A 26420-nucleotide genomic window follows, 5' to 3' on the forward strand; every position below is an offset into this window, starting at 1 on the left:
GCTACGCGTTCTCCTCGATCGGCGCGGCGGCGCGGCCGCGCAGGGTGTGGCTGCACCGCAGGCTCTGCGGTGTGTCGGTGTCGGACAGGGCAGCCACGGTGATGAAACCTTGGGTCCGCAGTTCAGCGGCGGCAACCGCATCGGCGCCGCGCGGGATGAAGACGCGGTGGGGCAGCGGCGCGGGGGCCACGGCGCGGGCAACGGTATCGGGGTACAGGGTCATGCCCGTCGCCGTCTCGCCACCGCTCATGTAGCGGCCGCCGCGGGCCAGCTCACCGGTATTGCCGGGGCCGTAAAGGGTGAAGGCAACGCCCACGTGATACTGCAGGCCGCGGAACTCCACCGGGTCCAGCGTGATGCGCAGGCCGGGCGCACGGGCGCGGATGGCGGCGACGATGGCGGCGGCATTGTCCGCGATGGCGCGAGCGGCGGGCGGCAGGCTGGCGGCAGCCAGGGCGGCGAGCGCCCCATCGGCGGGGCCGGCGGCGGTCAGCAGCGCGGTCAGGCCATTGGCGGGCGGGCCAGCCTGGGCGGCCAGGGCGTGCACGGCGGCGGCGTCCTTGCGGTCCAGCGCACGGGCCAGCTTGTGGCGCAGGTCGCCCTGTACGCCGGCCGCATCCAGCAGCGCGGGGGCCATGGTGGGCAGGGTGATGTCCAGGCTGGGGGCGGCGATGCCGGCGGCGGCCAGAGCCTCGACGCTGACGAGCGCGATCTCGGCATCCGCCTCGGCGCAGTCGGTACCGATCAGCTCGATGCCCACCTGGGGGATCTGCCGTTGCGGGGCGAGCTGGTTGCCGCGCACCCGCAGCACCTGGCCGGAGTAGGACAGGCGCAACGGCCGGGCCACGCCGCCCAGGCGCGTGGCGGCGATGCGGGCCACCTGTGGGGTGGTGTCGGCGCGCAGGCCCATCATCCGGTGGCTGTCCGGGTCCATCAGGCGGAAGGTCTGGTCCGCCACGGCGGCGCCGGAGCCGGCGAGCAGGCTGTCCTCGAATTCCAGCAGCGGCGGCTTGACGCGCTCATAGCCATGCGCGGCGAAGACGGCGTGCATCGCCTCGACCAAAGCGGCCTCGCGTGCTGCCTCGGGGGGCAGCAGGTCGGTCAGGCCGGAGGGCAGCAGGGCGGGGCTGGGCAGGTCTTCGGTCATGAGTCCGGGAGGGCAGCCTGATGAGAGCGAGTGGGCGGCGGCGTGTGTGGCAGCGCATGCGCTTTGGGGCAAGGGCGGATCGCGCATGCGTCCCTCCACTATCCCCCGTGTCCCGTGCCACTTGGCAACGACCGGGCCGACATCCTTAACTGGACGGCATGAACCGACGCTCCTGCCTCGCCCTGCTCGCGCTCCCCCTCCTCGCCGCTTGCGCCGACGATCCGGCGGGCGGCTTCCTCGGCGGTGCCGGAGATCCGGTGCGTGGGGCAGCGCTGAACGCGCCGTTCAACTTCGGCAATCTGGGCGCCCTGCGCGGGCAGCCGGGGCGGGTCGCGCTGGCGCTGGTGCAGCTGGAGTTCCTGGCGGACCAGTTGCCGCAGGACCCGTACTGGCAGAACCGCATCAACCCGCTGACCATCCAGCAATTGCAGCGCGCCCGGAACGACACGCGGCAGGCGCTGGGCATCCCGGCCGATGCGCCGGCCGGGCTGGTGATGGATTCGCTGCGGCAGGCCAATGCGGCGCTGGAGGGGCTGAACCCGGCCGGCGCGCGCGCTGCCCTCAGCGGACCCGCCTTCCCGCTGGGCGGGCAGGCGGTGCTGGAACGCCTGACCAACCTGCCGGACCTGCCTTCCGCCACCACGGCCGCCGGCGCCGTCAACCGGGACGTGATGGCGCTGGGCAACCGGCGCTGAGCCAGGACGGGGCCTGACCAGAGGGAGGCCCCTTCCCGCCCCGCCACCCCACGACGCCGCCCAAGGCTGCGCGGGCCGGGGCGGGCTGCACCGATTTGCGGCAAACCGGCTCTCCCACAGGCTGCAAAGCGGCTCTGCTGCCCGCTTTGGGCTGTATCGCGGCATGGTGGGCCAAGGTTATGCTGCGGCGAACCAAGCTGCCGGGACCCTGCATGCCCATCCATGTCGCGCTGACGCACCGCACCAGCTACACGTACGACCGGCCGGTCTCGCTGGGGCCGCAGACCATCCGGCTGCGGCCGGCGCCTTATGCGCGCACCCCGATCCTGGCCTATTCGCTGAAGATCTCGCCGCAGCCGCATTTCCTGAACTGGCAGCAGGACCCGCAGGGCAATTTCCTCGCCCGCGTCGTGTTCCCGGAACCGGTGATGTCCTTCGACGTCACGGTGGACCTGGTGGCCGACATGGCCACCATCAATCCCTTCGACTTCTTCCTGGAGCCCGAGGCCGAGACCTGGCCCTTCGCCTACGATCCGGTGCTGGAGCAGGAGCTGGCGCCGTTCCGCCGCGCCGCGCCGGTCGGGCCGCTGCTGCAGGCGCTGCTGGACCAGGTGCCGCGCGAGGAGCGCCGCAACGTCGACATGCTGATGATGCTCAACGGCATGGTGAACAGCAGTGTCGGCTACGTGGTGCGGATGGAGCCGGGCGTCTGGAGCCCGGAGGAGACGCTGGAGAAGGCCAAGGGCTCCTGCCGCGACAGTGCCTGGTTGCTGGTGCAGTTGCTGCGCAACCTGGGCTACGCGGCGCGCTTCGTCTCCGGCTACCTGATCCAACTGGTAGCGGACGAGAAGCCGCTGGAGGGCCCGGAAGGCCCCACCGCCGACTTCACCGACCTGCATGCATGGGCCGAGGTGTACCTGCCGGGCGCCGGCTGGGTCGGGTTGGACGCCACCTCCGGCCTCATGGCCGGCGAGGGGCATATCCCGCTGGCGGCGACGCCGGAACCGCAATCGGCGGCGGCGATCAGCGGGCTGATGTCCAAGGCCAAGGTGGAATTCGACTTCGGCATGTCGGTCCGCCGGGTGCGGGAATCGCCCCGCGTCACCAAGCCGTATGAGGACAAGGCCTGGACTGCCATCAAGGCCGCCGGGCAGCAGGTGGACCGCGCGCTGGACGCCGGCGCCGTGCGGCTGACGATGGGCGGCGAGCCCACCTTCGTCTCCGCGACGGACCAGGAGGGTGAAGAGTGGAACACCGATGCCCTGGGCCCGACCAAGCGAAAGCTGGCCGGGCGGCTGCTGAAGCGGCTGGTGCCGCTGTGGTCCAAGGGCGCGGCGGTGCAACTGGCGATGGGCAAGCACTATCCGGGCGAGCAATTGCCGCGCTGGGCGCTGAACGCCTTCTGGCGGCTGGATGGCCAGCCGGTGTGGCGGGACCCGGCCCTGCTTTCAGACGACGACCATACGGATGACGCGACGCCCGAGGATGCCGCCGGCTTTGCCGCCGGGCTGGCGGCGCGGCTGGGGGTGGACCCGGCGCTGGTGAACCCGGCGCATGAGGACATCCACTACTACCTGTGGAAGGAAAAGCGCCTGCCCGCCAACGTGGTGGTCGAGGACGCCAAGCTGCGCGACAGGCTGGAGCGGGAGCGGCTGGCCAAGGTGTTCGGCCAGGGTCTGGCCGCCAGCGTCGGCTCCGTGTTGCCGCTGCGTCATGGCAAGCGCGGTTGGGAGTCGGCCAGGTGGTTCTTCCGCGACGACACGCTGTTCCTGCTGCCCGGCGATTCGCCGATCGGCTTCCGCCTGCCGCTGGACAGCCTGCCCTGGGCTGACCCGAAGCGCATCCCAACCGAGTTCGAGGCCGACCCGTTCGCCCCCGCCGAGGCGCTGCCGGCGCCGGAGCTGCTGCTGCGCAACCTGCGCGCGCGGCTCGACCCCTCCCCCCTGCACCGCACGCTGCGGGCGGCGCGGGAGGCCCGGATGCCGGAGACACGGGTGCGGGAGCCGCAATACGCCCTGGCCGGCGCGCCTGGCCCGGTGGATGGCAGCCCGCGCTTCCCTGTCTATCACCAGAACCCGCCGCTGGTGGGGCGGGAGGAGCCGGACCTGGTCCGCACCGCGCTGACGGTCGAGGCGCGGGAGGGCAAGCTGCATGTGTTCTTCCCGCCACTGACCAAGATCGAGCACTGGCTGGACCTGGTGGCGGCGGTGGAGGACACCGCCGGCGCCGTGCGCCGCCGCGTGGTGCTGGAAGGCTATGCCCCGCCGCGCGACCCGCGGGTGCAGAGCTTCTCCGTGACGCCCGACCCCGGCGTGATCGAGGTGAACGTCCACCCCGCCACCAACTGGGACGAGCAGGTGGAGCGGACGGAGCAGCTGTACGAGGCGGCGCGGCAGGAGGGGCTGGCGGCGCAGAAATTCATGCTGGATGGCCGCCATGTCGGCACCGGCGGCGGCAACCATGTGGTGATGGGTGCGGCGACGCCGGCCGACAGCCCGTTCCTGCGCCGGCCGGACCTGCTGAAGTCTCTGCTGGGCTTCTGGCACAATCACCCCAGCCTGAGCTTTCTGTTCGCCGGCTTGTTCATCGGCCCGACCAGCCAGCACCCGCGCATCGACGAGGCGCGGCAGGACGTGCTGAACGACCTGGAGATCGCCTTCCAGCAGGTGAAGCCCTTCGAGGAGAAGGCGCCCTGGGTGACCGACCGGCTGTTCCGCAACATCCTCTCGGATATGACGGGGAATACCCACCGCACCGAGTTCTGCATCGACAAGATGTACTCCCCGGATAGCAGCAGTGGCCGGCTGGGGCTGGTGGAGTACCGGGCCTTCGAAATGCCGCCGAACCCGCAGATGGCGGCGGTGCAGATGCTGCTGATGCGCGCCGCGGTCGCCGCGTTCTGGGAACGCCCGTATGAGCGCCGGCTGGTGCGCTGGGGCAGCCGCCTGCACGACGACTTCATGCTGCCGCACTACGCCACGCAGGACCTGAACGACGCCATCGCGGAGCTGCGCGGCCTGGGCGCGCCGCTGGACCCCGCCTGGTTCGCCCCGCATGCCGAGTTCCGCTTCCCGCAGATCGGCGAGCTGGCGGTGGCCGACATGACGCTGGAGCTGCGGCACGCGCTGGAGCCCTGGCACGTGCTGGGCGAGGAAAGCACCGGCACCGGCACCGCCCGCTACGTGGACAGCAGCACCGAGCGGCTGCAGGTGAAGGCCAGCGGCTTCACGCCGGAACGCTACACCCTGGCCGTCAACGGCAAGGCGCTGCCGATGCAGCCGACCGGCGTGGCGGGGGAGTTCGTGGCCGGCGTGCGCTTCAAGGCCTGGGCGCCGCCTTCCGCCCTGCACCCGACCATCAAGGCGCAGGTGCCGCTGGTGTTTGATGTATGGGATAGCTGGAACGGGCGCAGCCTGGGCGGCTTCTCCCACCACGTCGCGCATCCGGGCGGGCTGAGCTATGCCGACTTCCCGGTGAACGCCAATTCGGCCGAGGCGCGCCGCCGCTCCCGCTTCTTCCCGTTCGGGCATACGGCGGGCAGCATGGCGGAACCGGTCCGGGTCCAGGGTGCGGAATTGTCCCGCACACTCGACCTGCGCCGTTTCGCGTGATACCGGCCGCGGGGTGAACATGCACACCCCGCGCGACGAGATGGTGGACGGCAACGGCCGCGTGCGCCCGCATTGGCGCGGCGTGCTGGCCGGCTTCGCCGACCTGCCGCCCGGCGGCATCGAGGCCTGTGCCCGCCGGATGGAACGCGCCTTCGAGGATGAGGGCGTCACCTCCCTGCTGCCTGGGGAGGCGCCGGCGGCTGGCCAGGCCTCCTGGCGGTGCGACCCGGTGCCGCTGGTGCTGCCGGCCGATGAGTTCGCCGCCCTTTCCGCCGGGCTGGCGCAGCGCGCGCGGCTGCTGGAGGCGTTGCTGGCCGATCTATACGGGCCGCAGGCGCTGCTGGCGGAAGGGCTGATCCCGCCCGCGCTGGTGTTCAACAACCCGGGCTTCCTGCGCCCGTGCCGGGATGCCAGCCAGGGCTGGGTGCGCCACCCCTTCCTCCATTGCTACGCCGCCGACCTGCTGCGCGGGCCGGATGGCCTGTGGCGCGTGGTGGCGGACCGCACCAGCCGCGCCGGCGGCATCGGCCACGCGCAGGAGAACCGGCGGATGCTGGGGCGGGTATTGCCGGCCGCCTTCCGTGGCTATCAGGTGCGCCCGCTGCGGCCGTTCTTCGATGTGTGGCAGGACGCGTTGCAGCGCCTGGCGCCGCCGCGCGATGCGGATGGCAGCGGGGATGGCCCGGCCATCGCGCTGCTGACCCCCGGGGTGAACCATCGCTTGTGGTTCGAGCATGTGTTGCTGGCGCGGGAGCTTTCCTGCGCGCTGGTGGAGCCGAACGACCTTTCGGTGCGCAACGGCGCCGTGTTCGTGAAGACGCTGAAGGGGCTGCAGCCGGTGGACGTGCTACTGCGCCGCGTCGCCGGGCCGGGGCTGGACCCGTTGGAATTCGACCATGCCGTGGGCGGCGTGCCCGGGCTGCTGGATGCCGCGCGGCACGGCACGGTGAAGCTGGCCAACGAGCCCGGCGGCGGCGTCGTGGAGGCGGCGGGGCTGACCGCGTTGCTGCCGGCCCTGTGCCGCCGCCTGCTGGGCGAGGACCTGCTGCTGCCGCAGGCTGAGACGCTGTGGCTGGCCGACCCGCTGGCCCTGGGGCGGGTGCTGGACGACCTGACCGGCTGGATCATCCGCCCCGCCACGGGCCGTGGCCGCAGCCAGGTCCCGGCCCTGATGGACCTGGCCGAGCGGGCGGAGCTGGCGGCGCGGATCGAGGCACGGCCGGCCGACTATGCCGCCAGCGCGGCGGTGCCGTCCTCCGTCGCGCCCTGCGTAGTGGGGGACAGGCTGGCGCCGCGCCCGGTGCGGCTGCGGATGTTCCTGATGCAGGATGGCGCCCGCTGGCACACCCTGCCCGGCGGCCTGGCGCGGGTGGAGGATGCCGACGGCACCACCGCCAAGGATGTTTGGGTACTGAACGAGGAAGACAGCCGCATCACCGGCCCGGTGGCGCAGCCGCAGCAGCCGCTCTCCATCCGCCGCTCGGCCGGGGACCTGCCGAGCCGTGCCGCCGACAACCTGTTCTGGCTCGGCCGCTATGTGGAACGGCTGGAAGGGGCGGCGCGGCTGATTCGCGCCACGTTGACTCGGCTGGACCGTGGGCCGCTGCTGCCGCGCGAGGTGGCCGAGTTGCAGGCGCTGGCGCAGTGCCTCAGCCATTGCGGGCTGGCGGCGGTGGAGGACCAGCCGAGCGGCGGCGCCACCGCGGCCCTGCGCGCCGCCTTGTTGCGCAGCGTGGCGGAGGGTGGAGTGGTGGCCGGGCTGTTCGCCCAGGTGGCCCGGCTGATCGGCTCCGTGCGGGACCGGCTGACGGCCGACATGTACGCCACCTTCACCCTGCCGTTGCGCGGCCTGCGCGCCGTGGCCAGCCAGGCGCGGGAACTGGAGGCGCTGGAAGCCGCCATGGGCGGGGTGCTGCGCTACACCGCCAGCGTCGCCGGCGTGGCGGCCGAGAACATGGTACGGGCGGGTGGCTATACCTTCCTGGACCTCGGCCGGCGGGTGGAGCGGGCGCAGAGCGTGGCGGCCCAGTTGCACTTCGCCCTGGCGCAGCCGCCCTCGCGCATCGAGGGCGGGCTGCGGCTGGCGCTGGAGCTGTGTGATTCCGTCATTACCTATCGCAGCCGCTACCTGGGGGTGTTGCAGCCGGCCCCGGCGCTGGACCTGGTGCTGGCCGACCCCGGCAACCCGCGCGGCCTGGGCTTCCAGTTGCATGCCCTGCACCGGCTGCTGACCGAGCTGGCCGAGGGCACGCAGAGCGACCTGGCCGACGCCGCCGCGCGGCTGATCTCGGAAGTGGAGGCGATGCCGGGGATCGTGCTGTCCAGCCAGGATGGCCAGGCAGCGGCGACCGGCGCACTCTCCCCCTCTCTCGGGCGGATTGAGGACGAGGTGGCCAGCCTCTCCGATGCCGTCACGCGGCGATACTTCGCGCTGCTGCCCCTGGCGCAGGCGCTGGGCGGCCAGTCGGACGGCGAGGCGCTGGATGGCAATGGCGTGGCGGAGGGCCTGCCAGCGGACCTGCCCGCCTTCGTCTGAGGCGGGGCCGGCACCGTCAAGCCCTGGATCATTGGCCGGCCGCGTGCTTCACCTCCGCGACGAAACGCTTCCGACGATCACGCTGCAGGAAAGACTCTCCGCATGCTCTGGCGTGTCCGCCATGTCACCACCTATCGCTATGCCGAGACGGTGGACATGGCCACCCACATGCTTCACCTGACGCCACGCGCCCTGCCCTACCAGCGGGTGCTGGAGGAGTGCGTTGCCTGCGAGCCGGAGCCGGCACGAATGACCCAGGGCGGCGACCATTTCGGCAACCGCGTGACCTGGCTTTCCATCGACCGGCCGCATGACCGGTTCGAGGTGACGGCGGAGGCCGTGGTGGATTGCGCCTTCCCGCCGCCGCCGCCGGAAGAGGACACGCCGGCCTGGGAGAGCGTGGCCGCCGCGCCCACGCCCGACGTGGCGGAGTTCACTTTCGCCTCTCCCATGTTGCCGGAGAGCGGCGCGGCGCGGGACTACGCAGCGCCGTCCTTCCCGCCCGGGCGCAGCATCCTGGCCGGGTTGCTCGACCTCAATGCGCGCATCGGGCGGGATTTCGCCTTCCGCGCCGGTGTGACCGGCATCTCCACGCCGGTCAGCCAGGTGCTGGCGCAGCGCGCGGGCGTCTGCCAGGACTTTACCCACCTGATGCTGAACGGGCTGCGCGGGCTGGGGCTGCCGGCGCGCTATGTCTCCGGCTACATCCGCACCCGGCCGCCGCCGGGCGGCGTGGCGCGGCGGGGGGCGGACCAGTCCCATGCCTGGGTCAGCGCCTGGCTGGGGCCGCGTCATGGCTGGCTGGATCTGGACCCCACCAACAACGTGGTGGTGGCGGAGGAGCACCTGGTGCTGGGCTGGGGGCGGGATTTCAGCGATGTCTCCCCCCTGCGCGGCATCATCCTGGGCGGCGGGCGGCACTGGCTGGACGTGGCGGTGGACCTCACACCCGCCTGAGCCGTGGCAACCTGTTGCGCTCCACGTTGTTTTCCTCACATCCCGCCGCCCCGCGCGTGGAGACTTCGCGCCACGGGGCGGGAGGAAGAGGAGCGCCGAAGGGCGCCGGCCGAGGAGAACGACAGGATGGCGACCCCCGCTAGGCCTGCCACGCCGCATGGCGTGGCGCCCAAGGCGCCACTGGCCGCCATCGTGCCACCCGGGCGCGATACAGCGCTGGATTTCTGGCGTGGCTTCGCGCTGATCTCGATCTTCATCAACCACGTCTCCGGCAATGTGCTGGAGGGGTGGACGCATAAGAATTTTGGCTTCTCCGACGCCGCCGAGCTGTTCGTGCTGTTCGCCGGCTATGCCGCCGCCTGCGCCTATTCCCGCCGTTACGATGAGCAGGCGGGCGAGCGGTTCAACGTCTCCCTCAAGGTGATGAGCCGGGCGGCCGGGCTGTACACCACGCATCTGGCCATGCTGATCCTGGGCAGCGCCGTGTTCGCCTGGGCGGTATTGCGCACCGGCGATGCCGGGCTGTTCAGCGTGGTGGCGCTGGACCCGTTCCTGCTGGACCCGATCCAGGCGCTGGTGAAGGCGGTGACGCTCAGCTACCAGCCGGGCTACCTGAACATCCTGCCGCTGTATTTCGTGCTGATCGCCATCCTGCCGCTGCTGCTATGGATGGGCACGCGCAGCCTCTCCGCCACCGTGGCGCTTTCCGCCGCGCTGTACACGGCGGCCGGGCTGACCAAGACCAACCTGCCCAGCTACCCGATGGAGGGCGGCTGGTTCTTCAACCCGCTGAGCTGGCAGTTCCTGTTCACCATCGGCTTCGCGCTGGGTGCGAAGCGGGAGCGCACCGGGCTGACCGTGCCGTTCCGCCGTGGTCCCTGGCTGCTGGCCATCGGCTTCCTGGCGCTTTCCCTGGTGATCACGGTGTTCCACCTGGCGCCGGAGGCCGAGGGCGTGGTGCTGCGGGATATGCTGGTGGTGCCGGAGAAGCAGTACCTCTCCGTCCCCCGCCTGCTGCATGTGCTGGCGCTGGCCTATGTGGTGGTGCATTCGCCCTTGCAGGCCTGGGCCGCGGCGAGGCCCGCCACCAGCCCGCTGGCGATGATGGGGCGGCATTCGCTGCCGGTGTTCTGCACCGGGCTGATGCTGAGCATGCTGGGCGTGACCTTCCGCCAGACCGGGCATGACGGCGCGGGGTTCGACCTGCTGTACCTGGCCTTCGGCATCAGCATGCAGGTCCTGGTGGCGTGGCTGCTGACCTTGGCGGAGAAGCGGCGCGGCACGCGCGCGGTGCCCGCCACTAGCGTGGTTCTGCCCTCCTGATGCGGCGGGCCTTCCTGCTCTCCGGCATCGCCGCGCTGGCTTTGGCGCGCGGTGGTGCCCGGGCCCAGATGCCGGCCCTGCCCTCGGCCCCCGCCGCACCGCTGCCGGCGCCGCCCGGTGGCGCCGCGCCGCCGCCGGTGGGCAATGTGCCGGAAGCCTGCCTGGTGCCGGGGGAACTGCAGAACCTGCAATTCGCCCTGCCGCGCATGGCGGCGCTGATCCGCGACAAGGACCCGATCCGCATCCTCGCCATCGGCTCCTCCAGCACGGCGGGCATTGGCGCCACGGTGCCGGCGCATGCCTACCCGCCCCGGCTGCGCGACGCACTGATGCGGTTGATCCCCGGCACCGAGGTGACGGTGCGCAATGACGGCATCGGGGGCGAGGTGGCCTCCACCACGCTGGTGCGGATGAAGAAGTCGGTGGAAGACTGGAAGCCGGATGTCGTGCTGTGGCAGCTCGGCACCAACGACGCGTTGCGGCACATTACGCCGGAGGCCTTCGCGCAGACATTGCGGGAGGGCGCGGAGTTCGTGCTGGGCCGTGGGCTGGACCTGCTGTTGATCGACCCGCAATACTTCCCCGGCGTGCCGAGCGACGACCTGTACCGGACCTTCGTGCAAAGTATCGAGCTGGTGGCGGCGGAGAAGCGGATTCCCCTGATGCGGCGCTACGCCATCATGCGCTACTGGGACGCGCTGCCGCAGAAAGTGCCCATGCTCTCCGCCGACGGCTTCCACATGAACGATCTGGGCTATCTCTGCATGGCGGAGACCCTGGCCGGCGGCATGGCCCAGCGGGTGATGCGCGCCCTGGCGCAGACGGCGCCCTGAGGGCCGGGTACCCGGCTGGCGGGAGCCGGTTCGGGCGGTGGCCGACCGTCCGGCTAAAAGGCCACTCCCCCGCCACGGGCAGGGGAGTCGCGCTTCATGTGTGGAAGTGTGTGTGTATCCGCCGGCCGGCCTAGCGGACGACGAAGCGGCTGCCGCGGCAGACGTTGAAGTCGCGCTGTTCTACCCGGCGGCCGCCTTCCAGCACCGCCAGGAAATCGAACCGGCAGGCGCCCGAGCCGTCGTCGATATTGATCACGATGGAACGGCCGGAGGGCAGCACGTTGCGGCCCAGGATGTCTTCTTCCCAGGACGAGCGGTTGATGTTGGAGGCGTAGAACTCGCGCAGGGTACGGCCGGAGGAATTGACGACTTCCACGCGCCGGTCCTGCGCCATGGCGCCGGAGGAAGCGGCATCGAAAAGTCCGAAGGCCGCCAGCAGGGCGGCGGCGAGAAGGTTACGGCGCATGGCGATCATCTCCGAGTTGCCTTGCCACGGCGGGCGAGTTACCGCGTTGAAACATGCGGCCTGAAGCAGGGCAATTCACGGCTACGCGCGGTGGGTGGCACAAGATCGTGACCATGAGCGTGGCCGTTATGGGCAGCGGACGGACGGTGCGCCGCGCGCCGGTGCCGGCCGCGGCACCGGGGGCCGGCGAGCCCCTGGTGCCGCGACGGACCCAGCCTTCCGCATCAGGCGGAGGCGTCGGTCAGGTTGCGCCGCGTCCCGCGCGGCGCACGCGCCTCAGCGGATGACGTAGCGGGCCAGACGGCAGACATCGATGTTGCGCTGCTCGATGCGGCGGCCATCGTCCAGCACGGCACGGAAGTCGAAGCGGCAGGCGCCGGAGCCGTCATCGATGTTGATCATCACGGCGCGGCCGGGCGGCAGCACGTTGCGGCCCAGGATGTCTTCCTCCCAGGTGTTCCGGCTGACGTTGGAGGCATAGAACTCCCGCACCGTCACACCGGAATCGTTGAAGACCTCGACACGCCGGTCCGCCGCCACGGCGACGGGCACGTAAGCGACAGGGGTGACAGTCGGGGCGCAGGCGGACAGGCCAAGGCCTGTTGCCGCCAGCAAGGCAGCGGCGATCAGATTACGGCGCACGATGGTAGGTCTCCTTCCTGCCGTCAGGTCATTGACAGGCCGGAAGGTTGAAACATGCGCCCCGTGGCCGTCGCAAGCAGCGCACGGCACGGGGCGCCGGCAAATAAACGTTACCTTGGGCGTCACCGCACCGTGTGGCGGCTCACTTCGCAGACATTGATGTTGCGCTGTTCGACGCGGCGGCCGCCATCCAGCACTGCCAGAACATCGAACCGGCAGGCGCCGGAGCCGTCATCGATGTTGATGACGACGGAGCGGCCTGAAGGCAGTACGTCGTTGCCCAGGATGTCTTCCTCCCAGGAGGAACGGTTGGTGTTGGAGGCGTAGAACTCCATCATCGTGCGGCCGGAGGCGTTGACGACCTCCACGCGCCGGTCCGCTGCCCCGGCGGCTGGGGCGAACGGCATCAGGGCGGCGGCGGCCAGGAAGGTCGCGGTCAGAAGCGTGGGGCGCATGGCGGTCTCTCTCTGCTTGCCGTCACCGTTCAGGCAAGTTCCGGCATCGGAACATCCGGCCGCGGTGGAAGCAAGGCAGGCTGTGCCTCAACCCTTCACTCCTCCTCCCTTCCCTGGCCCGCCGGCGGCGCGCATGGCAAGCTGGCGCCGCAAGCCGCGGGAAGCGGCGCAGGACAAGGGGGAATACGACATGGCCAATGACCGCCAGGTGTATCAGGGCGTCTTTCCGGTGGTGCCGACGATCTTCGACGAGAGCGGCGCGCTGGACCTGGAAGGGCAGCGCCGCTGCGTCGACTTCATGATCGACGCGGGGTCGGACGGTCTGTGCATCCTCGCCAATTTCTCCGAGCAGTTCGTGCTGTCGGATGAGGAGCGGGAGGTGCTGCAGGACAGCATCCTGGCGCATGTGGCCGGGCGCGTGCCGGTGATCGTGACGACCACGCATTTCAGCTCCCGCCTCTGCGCCAAGCGGTCCCGCCGCGCGCAGGATGCGGGGGCCGCGATGGTGATGGTGATGCCGCCCTATCACGGCGCCACCATCCGCGTGGCGGAGCCGGGCATCTTCGGCTTCTACCAGGCGGTGTCGGACGCCATCGACATTCCCATCATGATCCAGGACGCGCCGGTGGCAGGCACGCCGCTCTCCGCCGCGTTCCTGGCACGGATGGCCAGGGAGATCGCCCATGTCTCCTACTTCAAGATCGAGGTGCCCTTCGCCGCCGCCAAGTTGCGTGCGCTGATCGGCCTGGGTGGCGACGCCATCGTCGGCCCGTGGGATGGCGAGGAAGCCATCACGCTGATGGCGGATCTGGAAGCCGGGGCGACGGGTGCGATGACCGGTGGCGGCTACCCGGACGGCATCCGCCAGATCCTCGACCCCTGGCGGCGGGGCGACAGGGAGGCGGCGGCGGAGGCCTACCAGCGCTGGCTGCCGCTGATCAACTACGAGAACCGGCAATGCGGCCTGCTGGCCGCCAAGGCGATGATGCTGGAAGGCGGCATCATCCGCAGCGATGCCGGGCGGCACCCGCTGGCGCCGCTGCACCCGGAGACCCGCGCCGGATTGCTGGCCCTGGCGCGCAAGCAGCACGCCCTGGCGCTGCGCTGGGGCCGCTGAGAGAGCCCGCGGTACCGGGTGGCGGGCGGTTGCCTGCCGCCCGGCTGGCGCGCAAGCTTCCCATCCCCGGGCATGGCCCGGATGATCAAGGATTGAGAGCTTGAAGCTGCCCCCGCTGCCCTTCACCGCCGTCCACTGGGACGCCCTGCCCGCCACCGAGCACAAGGGCGAGACCGGCACCGCGACCTGGCGCACGCTGAACAACGGCGATGTGCGGATGCGCGTCGTCGAGTACTCGCCGGGCTATCTGGCCGATCACTGGTGCGACCGCGGCCACATCATCTACGTGCTGGAGGGTGAGCTGACCTCCGAGCTGAAGGATGGCCGCCGCGTCGTTCTCACCCCGGGGCACGGCTACACGGTCTCCGATTTCGGGGACTCGCCGCATCGGTCCTCGACCACCACCGGCGCGCGGCTGTTCATCGTGGACTGAGCCGCGGCCGCTGCCACGCGCCGAGGTTCCGGCACAGGGATCGCGGCGCGGCCTGCTGGGTGGCGGGGCTGTCGTGGGCGTGCCCCCGCCTGGTCCTGCAAGGCTTGCCGTGAGGCAGGCGGGCGTGGCCTGCCTGGCGGGTCAGGTCTGCTTCTGACGCTTTCTCAGGGGCCTTTTCGCCGCCATCACGGCCTACACGCATCAATTTTTAGATTCATAAATTTATTAGGAGGACTGCCCTAGGGAGGGCGAATCTCTTGTCTGTAAGCTTTTCTTTTTGCGACAAGAAGATTACGGAATATCCAGTCACGTCTGGGCGCCCTCCATTATGAGAACGGTCATAACTCGATCGAGAAGCCAAAGGGATCTTCCACACGGCCAGGGTGTATTTGCCGCAGCTCTCGCCCTGACACTGCTTTGGTTATACCACCTGTGGCTGTATGGTATTTTGTTGGGATTACTGACCGGACTGATCCCCGCAGTTGCCATGGGCTTCCTGGTCTTCGTCGGAATCCGCTGCCGCCTGCCGCTCCACTAACGGCGCGCCGCCCTACCCTATCGGGACGTCCCTCCGCGGCGCGCAGGCCAGAAGGTCAGGGCCAGGGCCTGCGATCGGTCCATATCCGGCCTGCCTCGACATGGCGCTCCATCCTCACAGCGCCGTTGCGCCGAGAGGGACGCCCAGGCTGCCGTCGGAGGACGCGCGGGCAGCCTTAGCGCCGGGATGTGCTGACGATGGGAAGGGTCTTCTTGGCCGGCGGTTCGAAGGGCGGCAGGTCGCCCTCGTCCCAGCCGCCATACACACCGTTATGGTGCTGGTCCTTGCGAGGCGGCGGATTGCTGCGTTCGTCGAAGTCGCTTTCACCGTAGACGGGCCCGCTGGCTGCTGCTGCCTTAAACCCGTCCATCTCCGCCGCCGCTCCACCCAATCACGACAGCATCGACTGCCGTGGCAGAATTTGCGCCGAATGTAAGAAAACTTCCAGGGTGTAAAATCGGCCAGTGGTGACTGTGCTGCGGCGCCCCGGCGCCGGTCAGGCCATCACGATGGGCAAGGAGGAAGCGGCGCCTCGATGGCGGGCTTCCCGGAGGGCCTGGGACTGTGCCCGTAGCCGCTGCGCCTGGGCGCGCAGGATCTCGCCCTGGATGATCGCCTCCTTCAGCTGGTGCCGCGCCTCGCGGACTTCCGCCGCGACCAACCTGGTGTCACTGACCAGGACACGCGCGGCGCCTCGCCTGTCCGTCCAACCCGCAGTGGAGCCGTTAATCGAACCGTCCATGGGATGCCCTCCCCTTGTTGAAGGAGAGAATGCTTCCCGCTACGCCTGGATGCAACATTTGGTTACGTTTCTCGCGGAACGTGGCCGATGTCTCGATGGCTGCGCTTTTCGTCCGTGAATATGCATGCGGCGATAACGCATCGGCAATCCCGCCACGCGGCAGCTCGGAGGCCTGGAAACACAAAAGCCACCCCTGCAGGTGGCTTGGCGTTCGTCATGGGGGAGAAGGATGAGATGGTGGGCGCTCACGGGCTCGAACCGTGGACCTACTGATTAAGAGTCAGCTGCTCTACCAACTGAGCTAAGCGCCCATCTCATCGTCTGGAGCGGCGAACCGCCCCGTCGGTGGAGGGGGCTTTTAGCGGTTCTGGCGGGATTGGCAACCCCCCTCAATCACGCGTCGCGCCAAATTCTGCATTTCGGTGCACATAAACCGACATCAGCAATCCGAAGCCCAGCATGGTGGTGATCATCGCCGAACCGCCATGGCTGATCAGCGGCAGCGGCACGCCGCCGACAGGGATGCTGCCCGTCACCATCGCGATGTTCACGAACACATACAGGAAGAAGTTCACACCCAGCCCGATCGCCACCAGCCGGCCGAACTGATGGCGGCAGCGGATGGCGACCATCAGCGCGAAGGCGACGACGAGGCCCAGCAGCAGCAGCGTGGTCAGCGCGCCGACCAGCCCGAATTCTTCCGAGATCATGGTGAAGATGAAGTCCGTCTGCTTCTCCGGCAGGAAGTTCAGGTGGCCCTGGGTGCCTTGCAGGAAGCCCTTGCCCCATAGCCCGCCCGAGCCCAGCGCGATCTTGGACTGGATGATGTTGTAGCCGGCACCGAGAGGATCGCTCTCCGGGTCCAGGAAGGTGGTGATGCGGGCGCGCTGGTAATCGTGCAGCCGGTCATAGGCGATGGGCGCGATGGCGCCCGCCAGCGCCAGCACGCCGGCGAATTTCCACCAGCGCACGCCCGCCGCCCAGAATACCGAGCCCGCAACCATCAGCGTGATCATGCCGGTACCGAGATTGGGCTGCTTCAGGATCAACCCCACCGGCACCAACGCGGCGATGATGGGCGGGATGAGGAAGAGCGGGTTGCCCACCCGCTCCCAACTCGCGCGGTGAAACCAGGCGGCGAGGCCCAGCACCAGCATGATCTTCATCAACTCCGATGGCTGCAGCTGCACCGGCCCGATCTCAATCCATCGCTGCGCGCCCTTGCCGACCTGGCCGTGCAACGCCACCAGCACCAGCAGCGCCACACCGCCGGCATAGCCGAGCCAGGACAGCTTCGCGATCAACCGGATATCGACCATGGCGATGGAGAGCATCATCACCAGTCCGAAGCCGAAGCGCAGCGCGTGCTTGCTGGCATAGGGCTCCGGCGCGCCACCGCCTGCCGAGTACAGCGCCACGTAGCCCACCGCCGCGACGGCGCAGAGCAGCAGGACAAAGCTCCAAGGAATCAGCCAGAGCTTTTCCAGGATGCCGGCGCCGCGGTCCCGCGTCAGCAGGCGGCGTTCGAAGAAGCCGGGGCTCATCATCGGCGGATGGTTCCGTTCGGCGGGGTGCCAGGCACCTCGGCCACCTGCGCGGTGCCGGTATCGGCGGGGCGGGCGTCGGCGGAGCGCGCGGCGGGCGCGTTGGTGCGATTGAAGCGGTTCATCACGTCCGTCATCACCTCCCGCGCCAAAGGCGCGGCGGCGGAGCCACCGCTGGTGCCGTGCTCGACGACGACGGAAATGGCGTATTGCGGGTTGTCGTAGGGCGCGTAGGCGACGAACAGCGCGTGCGGACGCCATTCACGCGGCATCGTCTCCACCCGGAAGCCGCGTTCGCGCTGTTCGCGGGAGACGCGGCGGACCTGGACTGAGCCGGTCTTGCCGGCCAGCACGCCGACGCTGGCGGGCAGCTTGCCGCTGCCGCCACTGCCGCCCTGCTCGTTCACCACCGCCCACATGCCTTCGCGCATCAGCTTCAGGTCCCGCTCGGGAATGCCCATCAGCGGCCAGTCCTCCGCCCGGATGCCCTTCACCTCCTTGCCGTTGATGCTGTGCGTCAAATGCGGCTGCACGGCGCGGCCAGTCGCCAGCCGCGCCGTCATGGTGGCGAGGGAGAGCGGGGTGAACTGGTAGAAGCCCTGCCCGATGCCGTGCACGATGGTATCGCCCAGGTTCCAGGGCTTGCCCTGGCTGATGCGCCACTGCCGGGTGGGGGAGAAGCCGCTGCGGGTGCCCGGCAGCTCGATCTCCAGGTCCACGCCCAGGCCGAAGCGCTTGGCCATGGCGGTGATCCTGTCGATGCCGGTGCGCTTGGCCAGCTCGTAGAAATACACGTCGCAGGAATTCTTCAGCGCCGCCCGCATGTCCATGCTGCCATGGCCGAAGCGGCGCCAGCAGTGGAAGCGGGTGTCGCCCAGGTCGTAGTGGCCGGGGCAGAAGACACGCTCGGTATGCGTCACCGTCTTGGCCTCCAGCGCCGCCAGGCCGACCACCATCTTGAAGGTGGAGCCGGGGGCGTAGAGGCCGTTGGTGGTCTTGTTGATCAGCGGCGTCGCGCGGTTGCGCGTCCATTCCCGCCACTGGGCGGAGGAGATGCCGGAGCTGAACAGGTTGGGGTCGAAGCTGGGCTGGCTGGCCATGGCGACGACCTCGCCATTGCGGGCATCCAGCACGACGATGCTGGTGCCTTCCTCGATGCGGTTGCGCACCGCCTTCTGCAGTTCGGCATCGATGGAGATGCCGATATCCTGGCCGCGCGCGCCCTCCCGCCGGTCCAGCTCGCGGATCACGCGGCCGACGGCGTTGACCTCGAACTGCACGGTGCCGGCGCTGCCGCGCAGGATCTTGTCGTGGAAGCGCTCGATGCCGGAGCGGCCGACGCGGATGCCGGGCAGTTCCAGCAGCGGGTCGCCATCGATATCCGCCTCGGCCGGCGGGGCGACGTAGCCGACCACATGCGCCAGGTGCTCGCCCCAGGGGTATTGCCGCGTGGTGCCGACATCGATGCTGATACCCGGCAGGTCCGGCGCGTTTACCTCGATCTTCGCCATCTCCTCCCAGGTGAGGAACTCGCGCACCACGGCGGGGACGAAGCGGCGGCGGCGGCGCACCTCGCGCTCGATGCGCGCACGCTCCTGCTCCGTCAACGGGATGATCTTGCTGAAGGTCTCCAGCGTGGCGCCGACATCCTGGGTCTGCTCGGCGGTCAGCAGCACGCGCCAGTTGAGGTCGTTGGCGCCGACGACGCGGCCGACCCGGTCCAGCACCCGGCCGCGTGGCGGGGCGATCAGGCGGGCGGAGATACGGTTCTCGTCGGCCAGGGTGGCGTAGCGCTCCCCCTGCTCAAGCTGCAGCTTCTGGAGGCGATAGCCGAGGAAGCCGAGCAGCCCCAGCTGCCCCGCCCCCAGCATCAGCGCACGGCGGGTGAACACGCCGCGCCTGCGCTCTTCCTCTTTCTTGCTCATCCGGGCTTATACCCCATCAGGCCAGATCCTCGGCGCGCTGCATGGCCTTGTGCAAGGGTGTCAGCATTGCGGCCAGGGCGGGGTAGAACCCCACGCAGAGCACGAACTGCACCAGGGCGGGCCAGAAGGCCGGCAGGCGCCAGTTCAGCACCGCCTGCAGCACGAAGCCCAGCAGGGCCGCGCCGGCGGCGAAGCCGGCGAAGGAGAGCCAGACCAGCAGGAAGGACTGCCGCGCCAGCAGGCGCCGCAGCCGCAGCACCAGCCCGTGCACCACCAGCATGGTGAACACTCCGATGCCAAGCGGGGAGAAAGTCAGCAGATCCTGCAACAGCCCCAGCACGAAGCACACGACCGGGGACATGGCGGCCGGGCGGAACAGGGACCAGAAGAACACGCAGGCCAGCGTGACCGCCGGCAGCGCCGATGGCAGCCCCACCGGGGCCGCCACCAGGACCATCAGCAGTGCCGTGGTGGCGGCGGGGAATGCGGCGCGGGCCAGCGCATCCAGCCGGCGCAGCAAGCCGGGGGCGGGTTCGGGCCTGCCTTTGATGGCCAATGGGTCTGCCCTTCAGCGCCGCGGACGCGGCTCAGGCCGGGCGACGGATTCCGGCGGCAGGATGCCGCTCAGGCCGAAATCGAAGATCCGCAGCACATCCAGCCGGTCCAGCCGGGCGAAGAGCTGCACTTCCGCCGTGCCGCCTTCGGTCCAGTGCACGGTGCCGACCGGCAGGCCGGCGGGGAAGACCGAGGCCTCGGCACTGGTGACGACGCGCTCGCCCTCCTGCGGGCGGGTGCCTTCCGGCCAGTGCTGCAGGCGCGGGTTATCGCCATTGGTGCCGGAGAGGATGGCGCGGGCGCGGCTGCCTTCCAGCGTCACTGGGATGCGGCTGTTCATATCCGTCACCAGCAGCACGCGGGCGGAGCGGCTGCCGACCTCGGTGACGCGCCCGGCCAGGCCACGCTCATCCAGCGCCACCTGGCCCTTGCGGATCTCGACGCCGGGGGCCAGGGCCAGCAGCACGGCGCGGGCATAGGTGCCGCCGGCATCGGCCACCACGCGGGCGGTGCGCAGGCTGGTCGGGGCTTCGGGGATGACGTTCAGCTGGCGGCGCAGAAGGGCGTTCTCGGCATCCAGGGAAAGGGCGGCGGCCTGCCAGCGGTGCAGGCGCTCATTCTCCTCCCGCAGGCGCAGATTCTCGGCGCGGATGGCCCACAGGGCGTGCGCCTCCTGCACCGCGTCGCGCACCGCGCCCAACGGCTCCGCCACCACGGCGTAGATCGGCGCCAGGGTGTCGGAGAGCGCCATGCGCGCGCGCTCCACCAACAGGGTGTCCGCCTTGCCGATCAGCATGGTCCCGAAGGCCAGTGCCACCAGCACCGGCAGGGACAAGCGCGACAAGGCCTGGCGCAGCGGAATGCTGAGACGGATCACGCGCGACCTTCCTCGGTGCGAATGTCGGGAGAACGCCCAGGAGAGCTAGTGGTTCAGAGGCATTCGAACAGGGGCCTATCTGGCCCCTGCCAGGATTAATACATGGAGGAGAGCACGTGGCGAAGCCGCTTCATCTCATCCAGTGCCCGGCCTGTGCCCAAAGCGACACAGGCCAGCGCATCCTCGGCCACCGAGACAGGCAGGCCGGTCGCGTCGCGCAGCACCTGGTCCAGCCGCTGTAGCAGGGCGCCGCCACCGGTCAGCACGATGCCCTTGTCGACGATATCGGCGGCCAGTTCCGGCGGCGTGTTTTCCAGCGCCACCTTCACCGCCTCGACGATCTGGCTGACCGGCTCGGCCAGCGACTCGGCGATCTGGCGCTGGCTGACGATCACCTCGCGCGGCACGCCGTTCATCAGGTCGCGGCCGCGCACTTCGGTCAGCGGGCCTTCCTCGCCGTAATCCGGCAGGGCGGCGGCGCCGATTTCCATCTTGATGCGCTCGGCGGTGCTCTCGCCGATCAGCAGGTTAAAGGTACGGCGGATGTAGCTGATGATCGCCTCATCCAGCTTGTCGCCCCCCACCCGGACGCTGCGGGCATAGACGATGCCACCCAGAGAGATGACCGCCACTTCCGTGGTGCCGCCGCCGATATCGACGATCATGGAGCCGGAAGGCTCGGTGACCGGCAGGCCGGCACCGATCGCGGCGGCCATCGGCTCCTCGATCAGCAGCACCTTGCGGGCGCCGGCCGATTCGGCGCTCTCCTGGATCGCGCGGCGCTCGACGGCGGTGGAGCCGGAGGGGACGCAGACGATGATCATGGGCGAGGCGAAGGAGCGGCGGTTATGCACTTTGCGGATGAAATGCTTGATCATTTCCTCCGCCACCTCGAAATCCGCGATGACGCCGTCGCGCAGCGGGCGGATGGCGGCGATGTTGCCCGGGGTGCGGCCCAGCATCAGCTTCGCCTCCTCCCCCACCGCCAGCACCTGCTTGCGCCCGCGGATGTCAGCGATGGCGACGACGGAAGGCTCGTTCAGCACGATGCCACGGCCCTTGACGTAGACCAGCGTATTGGCCGTGCCGAGGTCGATGGCCATGTCGGCGGAGAGGAAGCCGAACAGGCGAGAGAACATGCCAGGAACCTTCCGGGAGTGTGGGGCCGCATCTAGGCACGGCCAGAGGGCGCCGTGGATTAGCCCCCCCTGGCGCCTTGCTCAAGCCGCAATCAGTGTCCAGTTTGCAACCCGGCGGTGAAGCCTGCGTTTTCACCCCGTAGAAATCAACCAGTACGGGAAACTCATCAATGCGTAAGTCGTCCCTCGTTCTTCTGGCCCTGGCGGGCGTGAGCCTGGGCGCCTGCGGTTACTCCACCGGGGACCGCGCGGCATCGGGCGGCCTGCTGGGTGCGGGTGCGGGCGCGGCGGTCGGCTCCCTCTCCGGCAATGCCGGCGCCGGTGCGCTGATCGGTGGCGCCGCGGGTGCCCTGGGTGGCGCGGCCACCAGCCCGAACACCGTCAACCTCGGCCGCCCCGCCTGGCGCTGAGGTCACGAGGCCGCTGCCCGGCCAGCCGGGCAACAGCCTGACTTGAGAAGCGGCCGGACCCTTCGGGGCCCGGCCGTTTCCATTTGGCCTACAGGTCAGCCCGCCTGGGCCGGTTGCAGGATTTCCGGCGGCGCGGTGCGGGCGCGCTTGGCCAGCAGCTTGTTCAGCGCGTGCACATAGGCGCGGGCCGAGGCGACGATCGTATCGGTATCCGCCCCCTGCCCGTCCACCAGCTTGCCGTCCTCTTCCAGCCGCACCGTCACGCGCGCCTGCGCGTCGGTACCACCGGTGACGGACTGCACGGCGTACAGCTTCAGGGTCGCGCGGTGCGGCACCACCTGTTGCAGGGCGTTGAAGGTGGCGTCCACGGCGCCGTCGCCGCCGGCCACGGCATCGCAGGTCTCGCCATCGACCTCCAGCACCAGGCTGGCGGTGGGGCGGGTGCCCATGCCGGTGGCGACGGTCAGCGCCATCAGCTTCACGCGGTCATGCGCCCGGCCCACCTCGTCATCGACCAGGGCGACGATGTCTTCGTCGTAGACGGACTTCTTGCGGTCGGCCAGGTCCTTGAAGCGCTTGAAGGCGTCGTTCAGCTGGTTGTCGCCCAGGCTGTAGCCCAGGGTCGCCAGCTTGTCCCGGAAGGCGGCGCGGCCGGAATGCTTGCCCATCACCAGCGCGCTGGTGGACCAGCCGACGCTCTCCGGCGTCATGATCTCGTAGGTCGCGCTGTCCTTCAGCATGCCATCCTGGTGGATGCCGCTTTCATGCGCGAAGGCGTTGCGGCCGACGATGGCCTTGTTCGGTTGCACGTCGAAGCCGGTGATGGTGGCCAGCAGGCGGCTGGTCTTCAGGATGTTCTGCGTGACGATGCCGGTGGCGTAGGGAATGGCGTCCTGCCGCGTGCGCAGTGCCATCGCCACCTCTTCCAGGCTGGCATTGCCCGCGCGCTCCCCGATGCCGTTGATCGTGGCTTCCACCTGGCGCGCGCCGGCGTTCAGCGAGGCGATGGTGTTGGCGACGGCCAGGCCCAGGTCATCATGGTTGTGGGCGGAGAAGATGACGTCCGCCGCACCCGGCACACGCTCCCGCAGCATGGAGAAGATGCGGGCCATGTCCTCCGGCAGCGCGTAGCCGACGGTGTCCGGGATGTTGATGGTGGTGGCACCGGCGCGGATGGCGGTCTCGACGCAGCGGCACAGGAAGTCCGGGTCGGTGCGGCTGCCATCCTCGGCCGACCATTCGACGTCGGCGACATGGTTCCGCGCCAGGGCGACGGACTTGGCGATGGCGCCCAGCACGTCTTCCCGGCTCATCCGCAGCTTGACGCGCATATGCAGGTCGCTGGTGGACAGGAAGGTGTGGATGCGCTGGCGGGCGGCGGGCTTCACCGCCTCCGCCGCACGCAGGATATCGCCGGGCGCGGAGCGGGACAGGCCGCAGACCACCGGGCCATCCTTGGCGAAGCGCTGCGCGATGGATTGCACGCTGTCGAAGTCGCCCTGGCTGGCGATGGGGAAGCCGGCTTCCATGACGTCGACGCCCAGCTCGGCCAGGGCCTCCGCCATGCGCAGCTTCTCTTCCAGGTTCATGGAGAAGCCGGGGGACTGCTCGCCGTCGCGCAGCGTGGTGTCGAAGACGATGACGCGGTTGGCGTCGATGGCGCCGAAGCTGGGGTGATTGATGGCCATGGGGGCGTTCCTTCGTTGACTTGAGCCGGGCAGCAGAGGGCACGAGGCCCCCAGGGTTCCCCTGAGCGATGCCGGCAGGTCAGCCGGGCGTCACGCCCAGGGGCGGCTAAGTCGAAGGAGGAGGAGGCCAGCGAGGGCGCGCGTGCCGGCGCCGGCGGAAACGCCGGACAGCAGCAGGGTGGCGCGCACGGTTGCGGTCATGAGAGTAACGATAGGCATGTCCGCCGCGCCCCGCAAGCAAGGATTTGCGCGCCAAGGGCGCGGGAGGGTCCCAGCCCCGGCATGAGGCCTGCCTGGCCATCACCCGGAGCGTCAGCGTACTGGCCGCGATGATGACGCTTATGATAGGTGCACGAACGATGCCTCCCGCCGCATGATCCCGCTCCGCCATGACCAGACCCGCCATCACCCTCCGCCAGCTTGAGATCCTCCGCGCCGTCATCCGCGGGCAGACGACCATGGCCGCGGCGAAGATGATGAGCATGTCCCAGCCCGCCGTCAGCAACGCCATCCGGCAGATCGAGAGCCAGCTGGGCTTCGCGCTGTTCGAGCGGCTGAATAACCGGCTGTTCCCCACCGACGGCGCCACCATCATCTACGAGGAGTCGGAGCCGCTCTTCGCCATGCATGCGGCGCTGGAGGACCGGTTCCAGGATTTGCGGGAGGCCAAGGTCAGCCGCCTGCGCATCCTCAGCACGCCGCCGCTGGGGGATGGCGTGATCCCCTCCGCCCTCACCGCCTTCTCCCGCCGGAACCCGCGCCTGCGCACCTTCTTCGATATCCGCGAGCTGGATGAGGTGATCCGCAGCGTCGAGAGCGGCAAGACCGACCTGGGCTTCGGCCTCAGCCTGGGCAGCCAGCCGACGCTGGAGATGGAGCCGCTGTTCGAGGGCCGGATGGTGTGCGTCAGCCCGGTCGGCCACGCGCTGGGAGCGAAGGAGACGATCACCCCCGCCGACCTGCAAGGCCAGACCTTCATTGCGCTGGATGCCCACACCCGCATGGGCACGGCGGTGCGCGAAGCGTTCCAGGCGGCGCGGCAGCCCTTCAACTTCAATGTCGAGGTCCGCTACTGCAACACCGCCTGCGTGCTGGTGGAAGCGGGCATGGGCGCCTCGGTGGTCGATCCGTTCTCCGCCACCTATACCGGGCGGCGGAACATCACCGTGCGGCCGTTCGAACCGGCGATCCCGTGCACGGCCTGGGCCTTCTGGTCCACCCGCAAGCCGCCTTCCGAGCTGGCGCGGCGCTTCGTCAAGGAAATCCGGCTGGCGCTGACCTGAGGGCCTGTAGCGGGGAAGGAATTCCCCTGGCCGCCTTCTTTCTTCCGCGAGTCAGGGGCCGGGCTGCTGAACGTGGCGCAATGCCGAGGCCTGGCCGCGACAGGAAAAGGGCCGGGGCATACCTGCCCCGGCCCTGTCGTTCTACAGGCTGTTCTCGTCCGCGGGCACCTGGCCATGGACCAGGGACTGGATGAAGGCCAGCTTGGCCACGACGTCGGGGGACAGCACGAAGGGGTAGAGGTCGCCCTCCCCCATGCAGCGGTTCAGGCTGTTCAGCGTCACCGTCAGCGGTACCCAGACATCCATCACCGCCTGGATGTCGGTGGTGCGGTACGGGTTGAAGTCCACCTCGGCCGCCAGTTCCCCGGTGCTGTCGGCACGCGGGGCGATGCCGACGCCGAAGGCGCGCGCCATTTCCAGCGTGTCGACGATGTGCAGGTAGTGGGCCCAGGTCTCGGCGAAATCCTCCCACGGATGCGCCGTGGCGTAGGTGCTGACGAAATGCTCCTGCCAATCGGCTGGCGGGCCCTCGTTGTAGTGGCGTTGCAAGGCGGCGCCGTAATCCTGCGTGTCATCGCCGAAGATGGCGCGGCACTCTTCCAGGCGGCCGGCATCGCGCACCAAGCGGTCCCAGAAATAGTGGCCGGATTCATGGCGGAAATGACCCAGCAGGGTGCGGTAGGGCTCGCCCATCGAGGTGCGGCGCTTCACGCGTTCCGCATCGTCGGCCTCCACCAGCGCCAGGGTGATCAGGCCGTTGTCGTGGCCGGTCATCACCTTCTGGCCGGCTTCGGGCGTGTCCGCAAGGAAGTCGAAGGCCAGGCCGTGCTCGGGGTCGTCCGCCAGGTTTGGCAGCGGCAGGTCCAGCCGGATGAAGCTGTAGAAGGCCCGCCGCTTCGCCACCTCGATCCGCTGCCAGCGCGCCTTGTTCACCGGGTCGGAGATATCCGGGATGGTGCGGTTATGGCGGCAGGCCAGGCAGAAGCGTTCCTCGCTCTCCGCCGCCACCAGCCAGTTGCAGGCCTCGTTCTTCGCGTTGTCGCAGAAGCGCACCAGGCGGTCCGGCGCCGCCTTCGCGCGGTACAGGCCCTCACCCTCGCTCTTGGCGGATTCCAGCGCCGACAGCTCGGCCGGGTCCAGCGCCGAGAGCTGGTTCTTGCGGGGCATGTAGCCCAGCGTGGCACCGCATTTGACGCAGAGCGTGTTCTCGAAATGCAGCAGCTGGCCGCAGACCTGGCATTTGAAGAGGCGCATGATGGGGGGGGTTCCTTCCCGGGAAAGTCCCAGGCTGCGGCGAACAAATGCCCCAGCGACGCTCAGGTTGCATCCGGCCGGTTTCATCCGGAAGCGTATTGACGTGCGTCGGAACCTACAGGCACCCTGCGTGCATCATGACAATTCACCATCCGACCCGCCGCGCTACCCTCGCCGCCGCGCTGGCCACCGGCGGGGGCCTGCTGGCCGCGCCGCGCCTGGGGCGCGCCCAGGCGGCCCGGCCGCTGCG

General features: G+C 69.6%; 23 protein-coding genes and 1 tRNA gene. 10 read left to right on the top strand and 14 right to left on the bottom strand.

Annotated features, from left to right (window positions below):
• Position 1: 1 nt before the first annotated feature.
• A complete protein-coding gene (locus IBL26_RS08315; RefSeq protein WP_187784003.1) occupies positions 2 to 1147 on the bottom strand; it encodes an ATP phosphoribosyltransferase regulatory subunit in 1146 nt (381 codons plus the stop codon).
• 158 nt (positions 1148 to 1305) lie between these two features.
• On the opposite strand from IBL26_RS08315, the gene IBL26_RS08320 reads away from it, so the two are divergent.
• The 6 genes from IBL26_RS08320 (at position 1306) to IBL26_RS08345 (ending at position 11102) form a co-directional block, all read left to right on the top strand.
• Complete coding sequence (locus IBL26_RS08320) at positions 1306 to 1842, top strand: hypothetical protein (RefSeq protein WP_187784004.1); 537 nt, start codon at positions 1306 to 1308, stop codon at positions 1840 to 1842.
• Between the two features lie 212 nt (positions 1843 to 2054).
• Positions 2055 to 5453, top strand: a complete 3399-nt coding sequence (locus IBL26_RS08325; protein ID WP_187784005.1) for a transglutaminase family protein — start codon at positions 2055 to 2057, stop codon at positions 5451 to 5453.
• A 19-nt stretch (positions 5454 to 5472) separates the two neighbouring features.
• Positions 5473 to 7989, top strand: coding sequence for a circularly permuted type 2 ATP-grasp protein (locus IBL26_RS08330; protein WP_241749161.1), 2517 nt, complete (start codon positions 5473 to 5475; stop codon positions 7987 to 7989).
• A 102-nt stretch (positions 7990 to 8091) separates the two neighbouring features.
• Complete coding sequence (locus tag IBL26_RS08335; RefSeq protein WP_187784007.1) at positions 8092 to 8946, top strand: transglutaminase family protein; 855 nt, start codon at positions 8092 to 8094, stop codon at positions 8944 to 8946.
• A 126-nt stretch (positions 8947 to 9072) separates the two neighbouring features.
• Positions 9073 to 10269 carry an OpgC family protein gene (locus IBL26_RS08340; protein ID WP_187784008.1) on the top strand — a complete coding sequence of 399 codons (1197 nt, stop codon included), beginning with the start codon at positions 9073 to 9075 and terminating at the stop codon, positions 10267 to 10269.
• A complete protein-coding gene (locus IBL26_RS08345) occupies positions 10269 to 11102 on the top strand; it encodes an SGNH/GDSL hydrolase family protein (RefSeq protein ID WP_187784009.1) in 834 nt (277 codons plus the stop codon). The genes IBL26_RS08340 and IBL26_RS08345 overlap by 1 nt, the downstream gene beginning before the upstream one ends.
• Before the next feature lie 130 nt (positions 11103 to 11232).
• Here IBL26_RS08345 and IBL26_RS08350 read toward each other — a convergent pair whose 3' ends face one another.
• The 3 genes from IBL26_RS08350 to IBL26_RS08360 all read right to left on the bottom strand — a co-directional run bounded on the left by IBL26_RS08350 (position 11233) and on the right by IBL26_RS08360 (position 12665).
• Positions 11233 to 11568: a hypothetical protein gene (locus tag IBL26_RS08350; RefSeq protein WP_187784010.1), complete on the bottom strand. Its 336-nt coding sequence runs from the start codon at positions 11566 to 11568 to the stop codon at positions 11233 to 11235.
• A 276-nt stretch (positions 11569 to 11844) separates the two neighbouring features.
• Positions 11845 to 12210: a hypothetical protein gene (locus tag IBL26_RS08355; RefSeq protein WP_206684171.1), complete on the bottom strand. Its 366-nt coding sequence runs from the start codon at positions 12208 to 12210 to the stop codon at positions 11845 to 11847.
• 122 nt (positions 12211 to 12332) lie between these two features.
• Positions 12333 to 12665, bottom strand: coding sequence for a hypothetical protein (locus IBL26_RS08360; protein WP_187784011.1), 333 nt, complete (start codon positions 12663 to 12665; stop codon positions 12333 to 12335).
• Positions 12666 to 12855: 190 nt separating this feature from the next.
• Here IBL26_RS08360 and IBL26_RS08365 point away from each other — a divergent pair, with 190 nt between their 5' ends.
• Positions 12856 to 13782, top strand: a complete 927-nt coding sequence (locus IBL26_RS08365; protein ID WP_187784035.1) for a dihydrodipicolinate synthase family protein — start codon at positions 12856 to 12858, stop codon at positions 13780 to 13782.
• Between the two features lie 100 nt (positions 13783 to 13882).
• Positions 13883 to 14215, top strand: a complete 333-nt coding sequence (locus IBL26_RS08370; RefSeq protein ID WP_187784012.1) for a DHCW motif cupin fold protein — start codon at positions 13883 to 13885, stop codon at positions 14213 to 14215.
• Between the two features lie 713 nt (positions 14216 to 14928).
• Here IBL26_RS08370 and IBL26_RS08375 read toward each other — a convergent pair.
• The 8 genes from IBL26_RS08375 to IBL26_RS08410 form a co-directional block, all read right to left on the bottom strand.
• The gene (locus IBL26_RS08375) at positions 14929 to 15123 is read right to left on the bottom strand and encodes a hypothetical protein (RefSeq protein ID WP_187784013.1); all 195 of its coding nucleotides are present in this window, start codon (positions 15121 to 15123) and stop codon (positions 14929 to 14931) included.
• Positions 15124 to 15249: 126 nt separating this feature from the next.
• Complete coding sequence (locus tag IBL26_RS08380; protein ID WP_187784014.1) at positions 15250 to 15495, bottom strand: hypothetical protein; 246 nt, start codon at positions 15493 to 15495, stop codon at positions 15250 to 15252.
• 235 nt (positions 15496 to 15730) lie between these two features.
• Positions 15731 to 15806 (bottom strand) — tRNA-Lys (locus IBL26_RS08385).
• Positions 15807 to 15884: 78 nt separating this feature from the next.
• The gene (rodA, locus tag IBL26_RS08390) at positions 15885 to 17042 is read right to left on the bottom strand and encodes a rod shape-determining protein RodA (RefSeq protein WP_187784015.1); all 1158 of its coding nucleotides are present in this window, start codon (positions 17040 to 17042) and stop codon (positions 15885 to 15887) included.
• Positions 17039 to 18964, bottom strand: a complete 1926-nt coding sequence (mrdA, locus tag IBL26_RS08395) for a penicillin-binding protein 2 (RefSeq protein ID WP_187784016.1) — start codon at positions 18962 to 18964, stop codon at positions 17039 to 17041. The genes rodA and mrdA overlap by 4 nt, the downstream gene beginning before the upstream one ends.
• A 16-nt stretch (positions 18965 to 18980) precedes the next feature.
• On the bottom strand, positions 18981 to 19520 hold the full coding sequence (mreD, locus tag IBL26_RS08400; RefSeq protein WP_194443542.1) for a rod shape-determining protein MreD: 540 nt from the start codon (positions 19518 to 19520) through the stop codon (positions 18981 to 18983).
• Positions 19521 to 19532: 12 nt separating this feature from the next.
• On the bottom strand, positions 19533 to 20396 hold the full coding sequence (mreC, locus tag IBL26_RS08405; RefSeq protein ID WP_187784017.1) for a rod shape-determining protein MreC: 864 nt from the start codon (positions 20394 to 20396) through the stop codon (positions 19533 to 19535).
• A 95-nt stretch (positions 20397 to 20491) separates the two neighbouring features.
• Positions 20492 to 21535, bottom strand: coding sequence for a rod shape-determining protein (locus IBL26_RS08410; RefSeq protein ID WP_187784018.1), 1044 nt, complete (start codon positions 21533 to 21535; stop codon positions 20492 to 20494).
• Between the two features lie 170 nt (positions 21536 to 21705).
• Between IBL26_RS08410 and IBL26_RS08415 the strand changes: the two genes are divergently transcribed.
• Positions 21706 to 21945: a YMGG-like glycine zipper-containing protein gene (locus IBL26_RS08415; RefSeq protein ID WP_187784019.1), complete on the top strand. Its 240-nt coding sequence runs from the start codon at positions 21706 to 21708 to the stop codon at positions 21943 to 21945.
• 95 nt (positions 21946 to 22040) lie between these two features.
• Here the strand turns inward: IBL26_RS08415 and IBL26_RS08420 are convergent, their stop codons facing one another.
• On the bottom strand, positions 22041 to 23633 hold the full coding sequence (locus IBL26_RS08420; RefSeq protein WP_187784020.1) for a 2-isopropylmalate synthase: 1593 nt from the start codon (positions 23631 to 23633) through the stop codon (positions 22041 to 22043).
• Positions 23634 to 24022: 389 nt separating this feature from the next.
• On the opposite strand from IBL26_RS08420, the gene IBL26_RS08425 reads away from it, so the two are divergent.
• The gene (locus tag IBL26_RS08425) at positions 24023 to 24916 is read left to right on the top strand and encodes a LysR family transcriptional regulator (protein WP_187784021.1); all 894 of its coding nucleotides are present in this window, start codon (positions 24023 to 24025) and stop codon (positions 24914 to 24916) included.
• Positions 24917 to 25057: 141 nt separating this feature from the next.
• Here the strand turns inward: IBL26_RS08425 and IBL26_RS08430 are convergent, their stop codons facing one another.
• Complete coding sequence (locus IBL26_RS08430; protein WP_187784022.1) at positions 25058 to 26170, bottom strand: zinc-binding metallopeptidase family protein; 1113 nt, start codon at positions 26168 to 26170, stop codon at positions 25058 to 25060.
• Positions 26171 to 26420: the final 250 nt, after the last annotated feature.

Origin of the sequence: Teichococcus aerophilus, assembly GCF_014490485.1 — a bacterium.
GTDB classification, from domain to species: domain Bacteria; phylum Pseudomonadota; class Alphaproteobacteria; order Acetobacterales; family Acetobacteraceae; genus Pseudoroseomonas; species Pseudoroseomonas aerophila.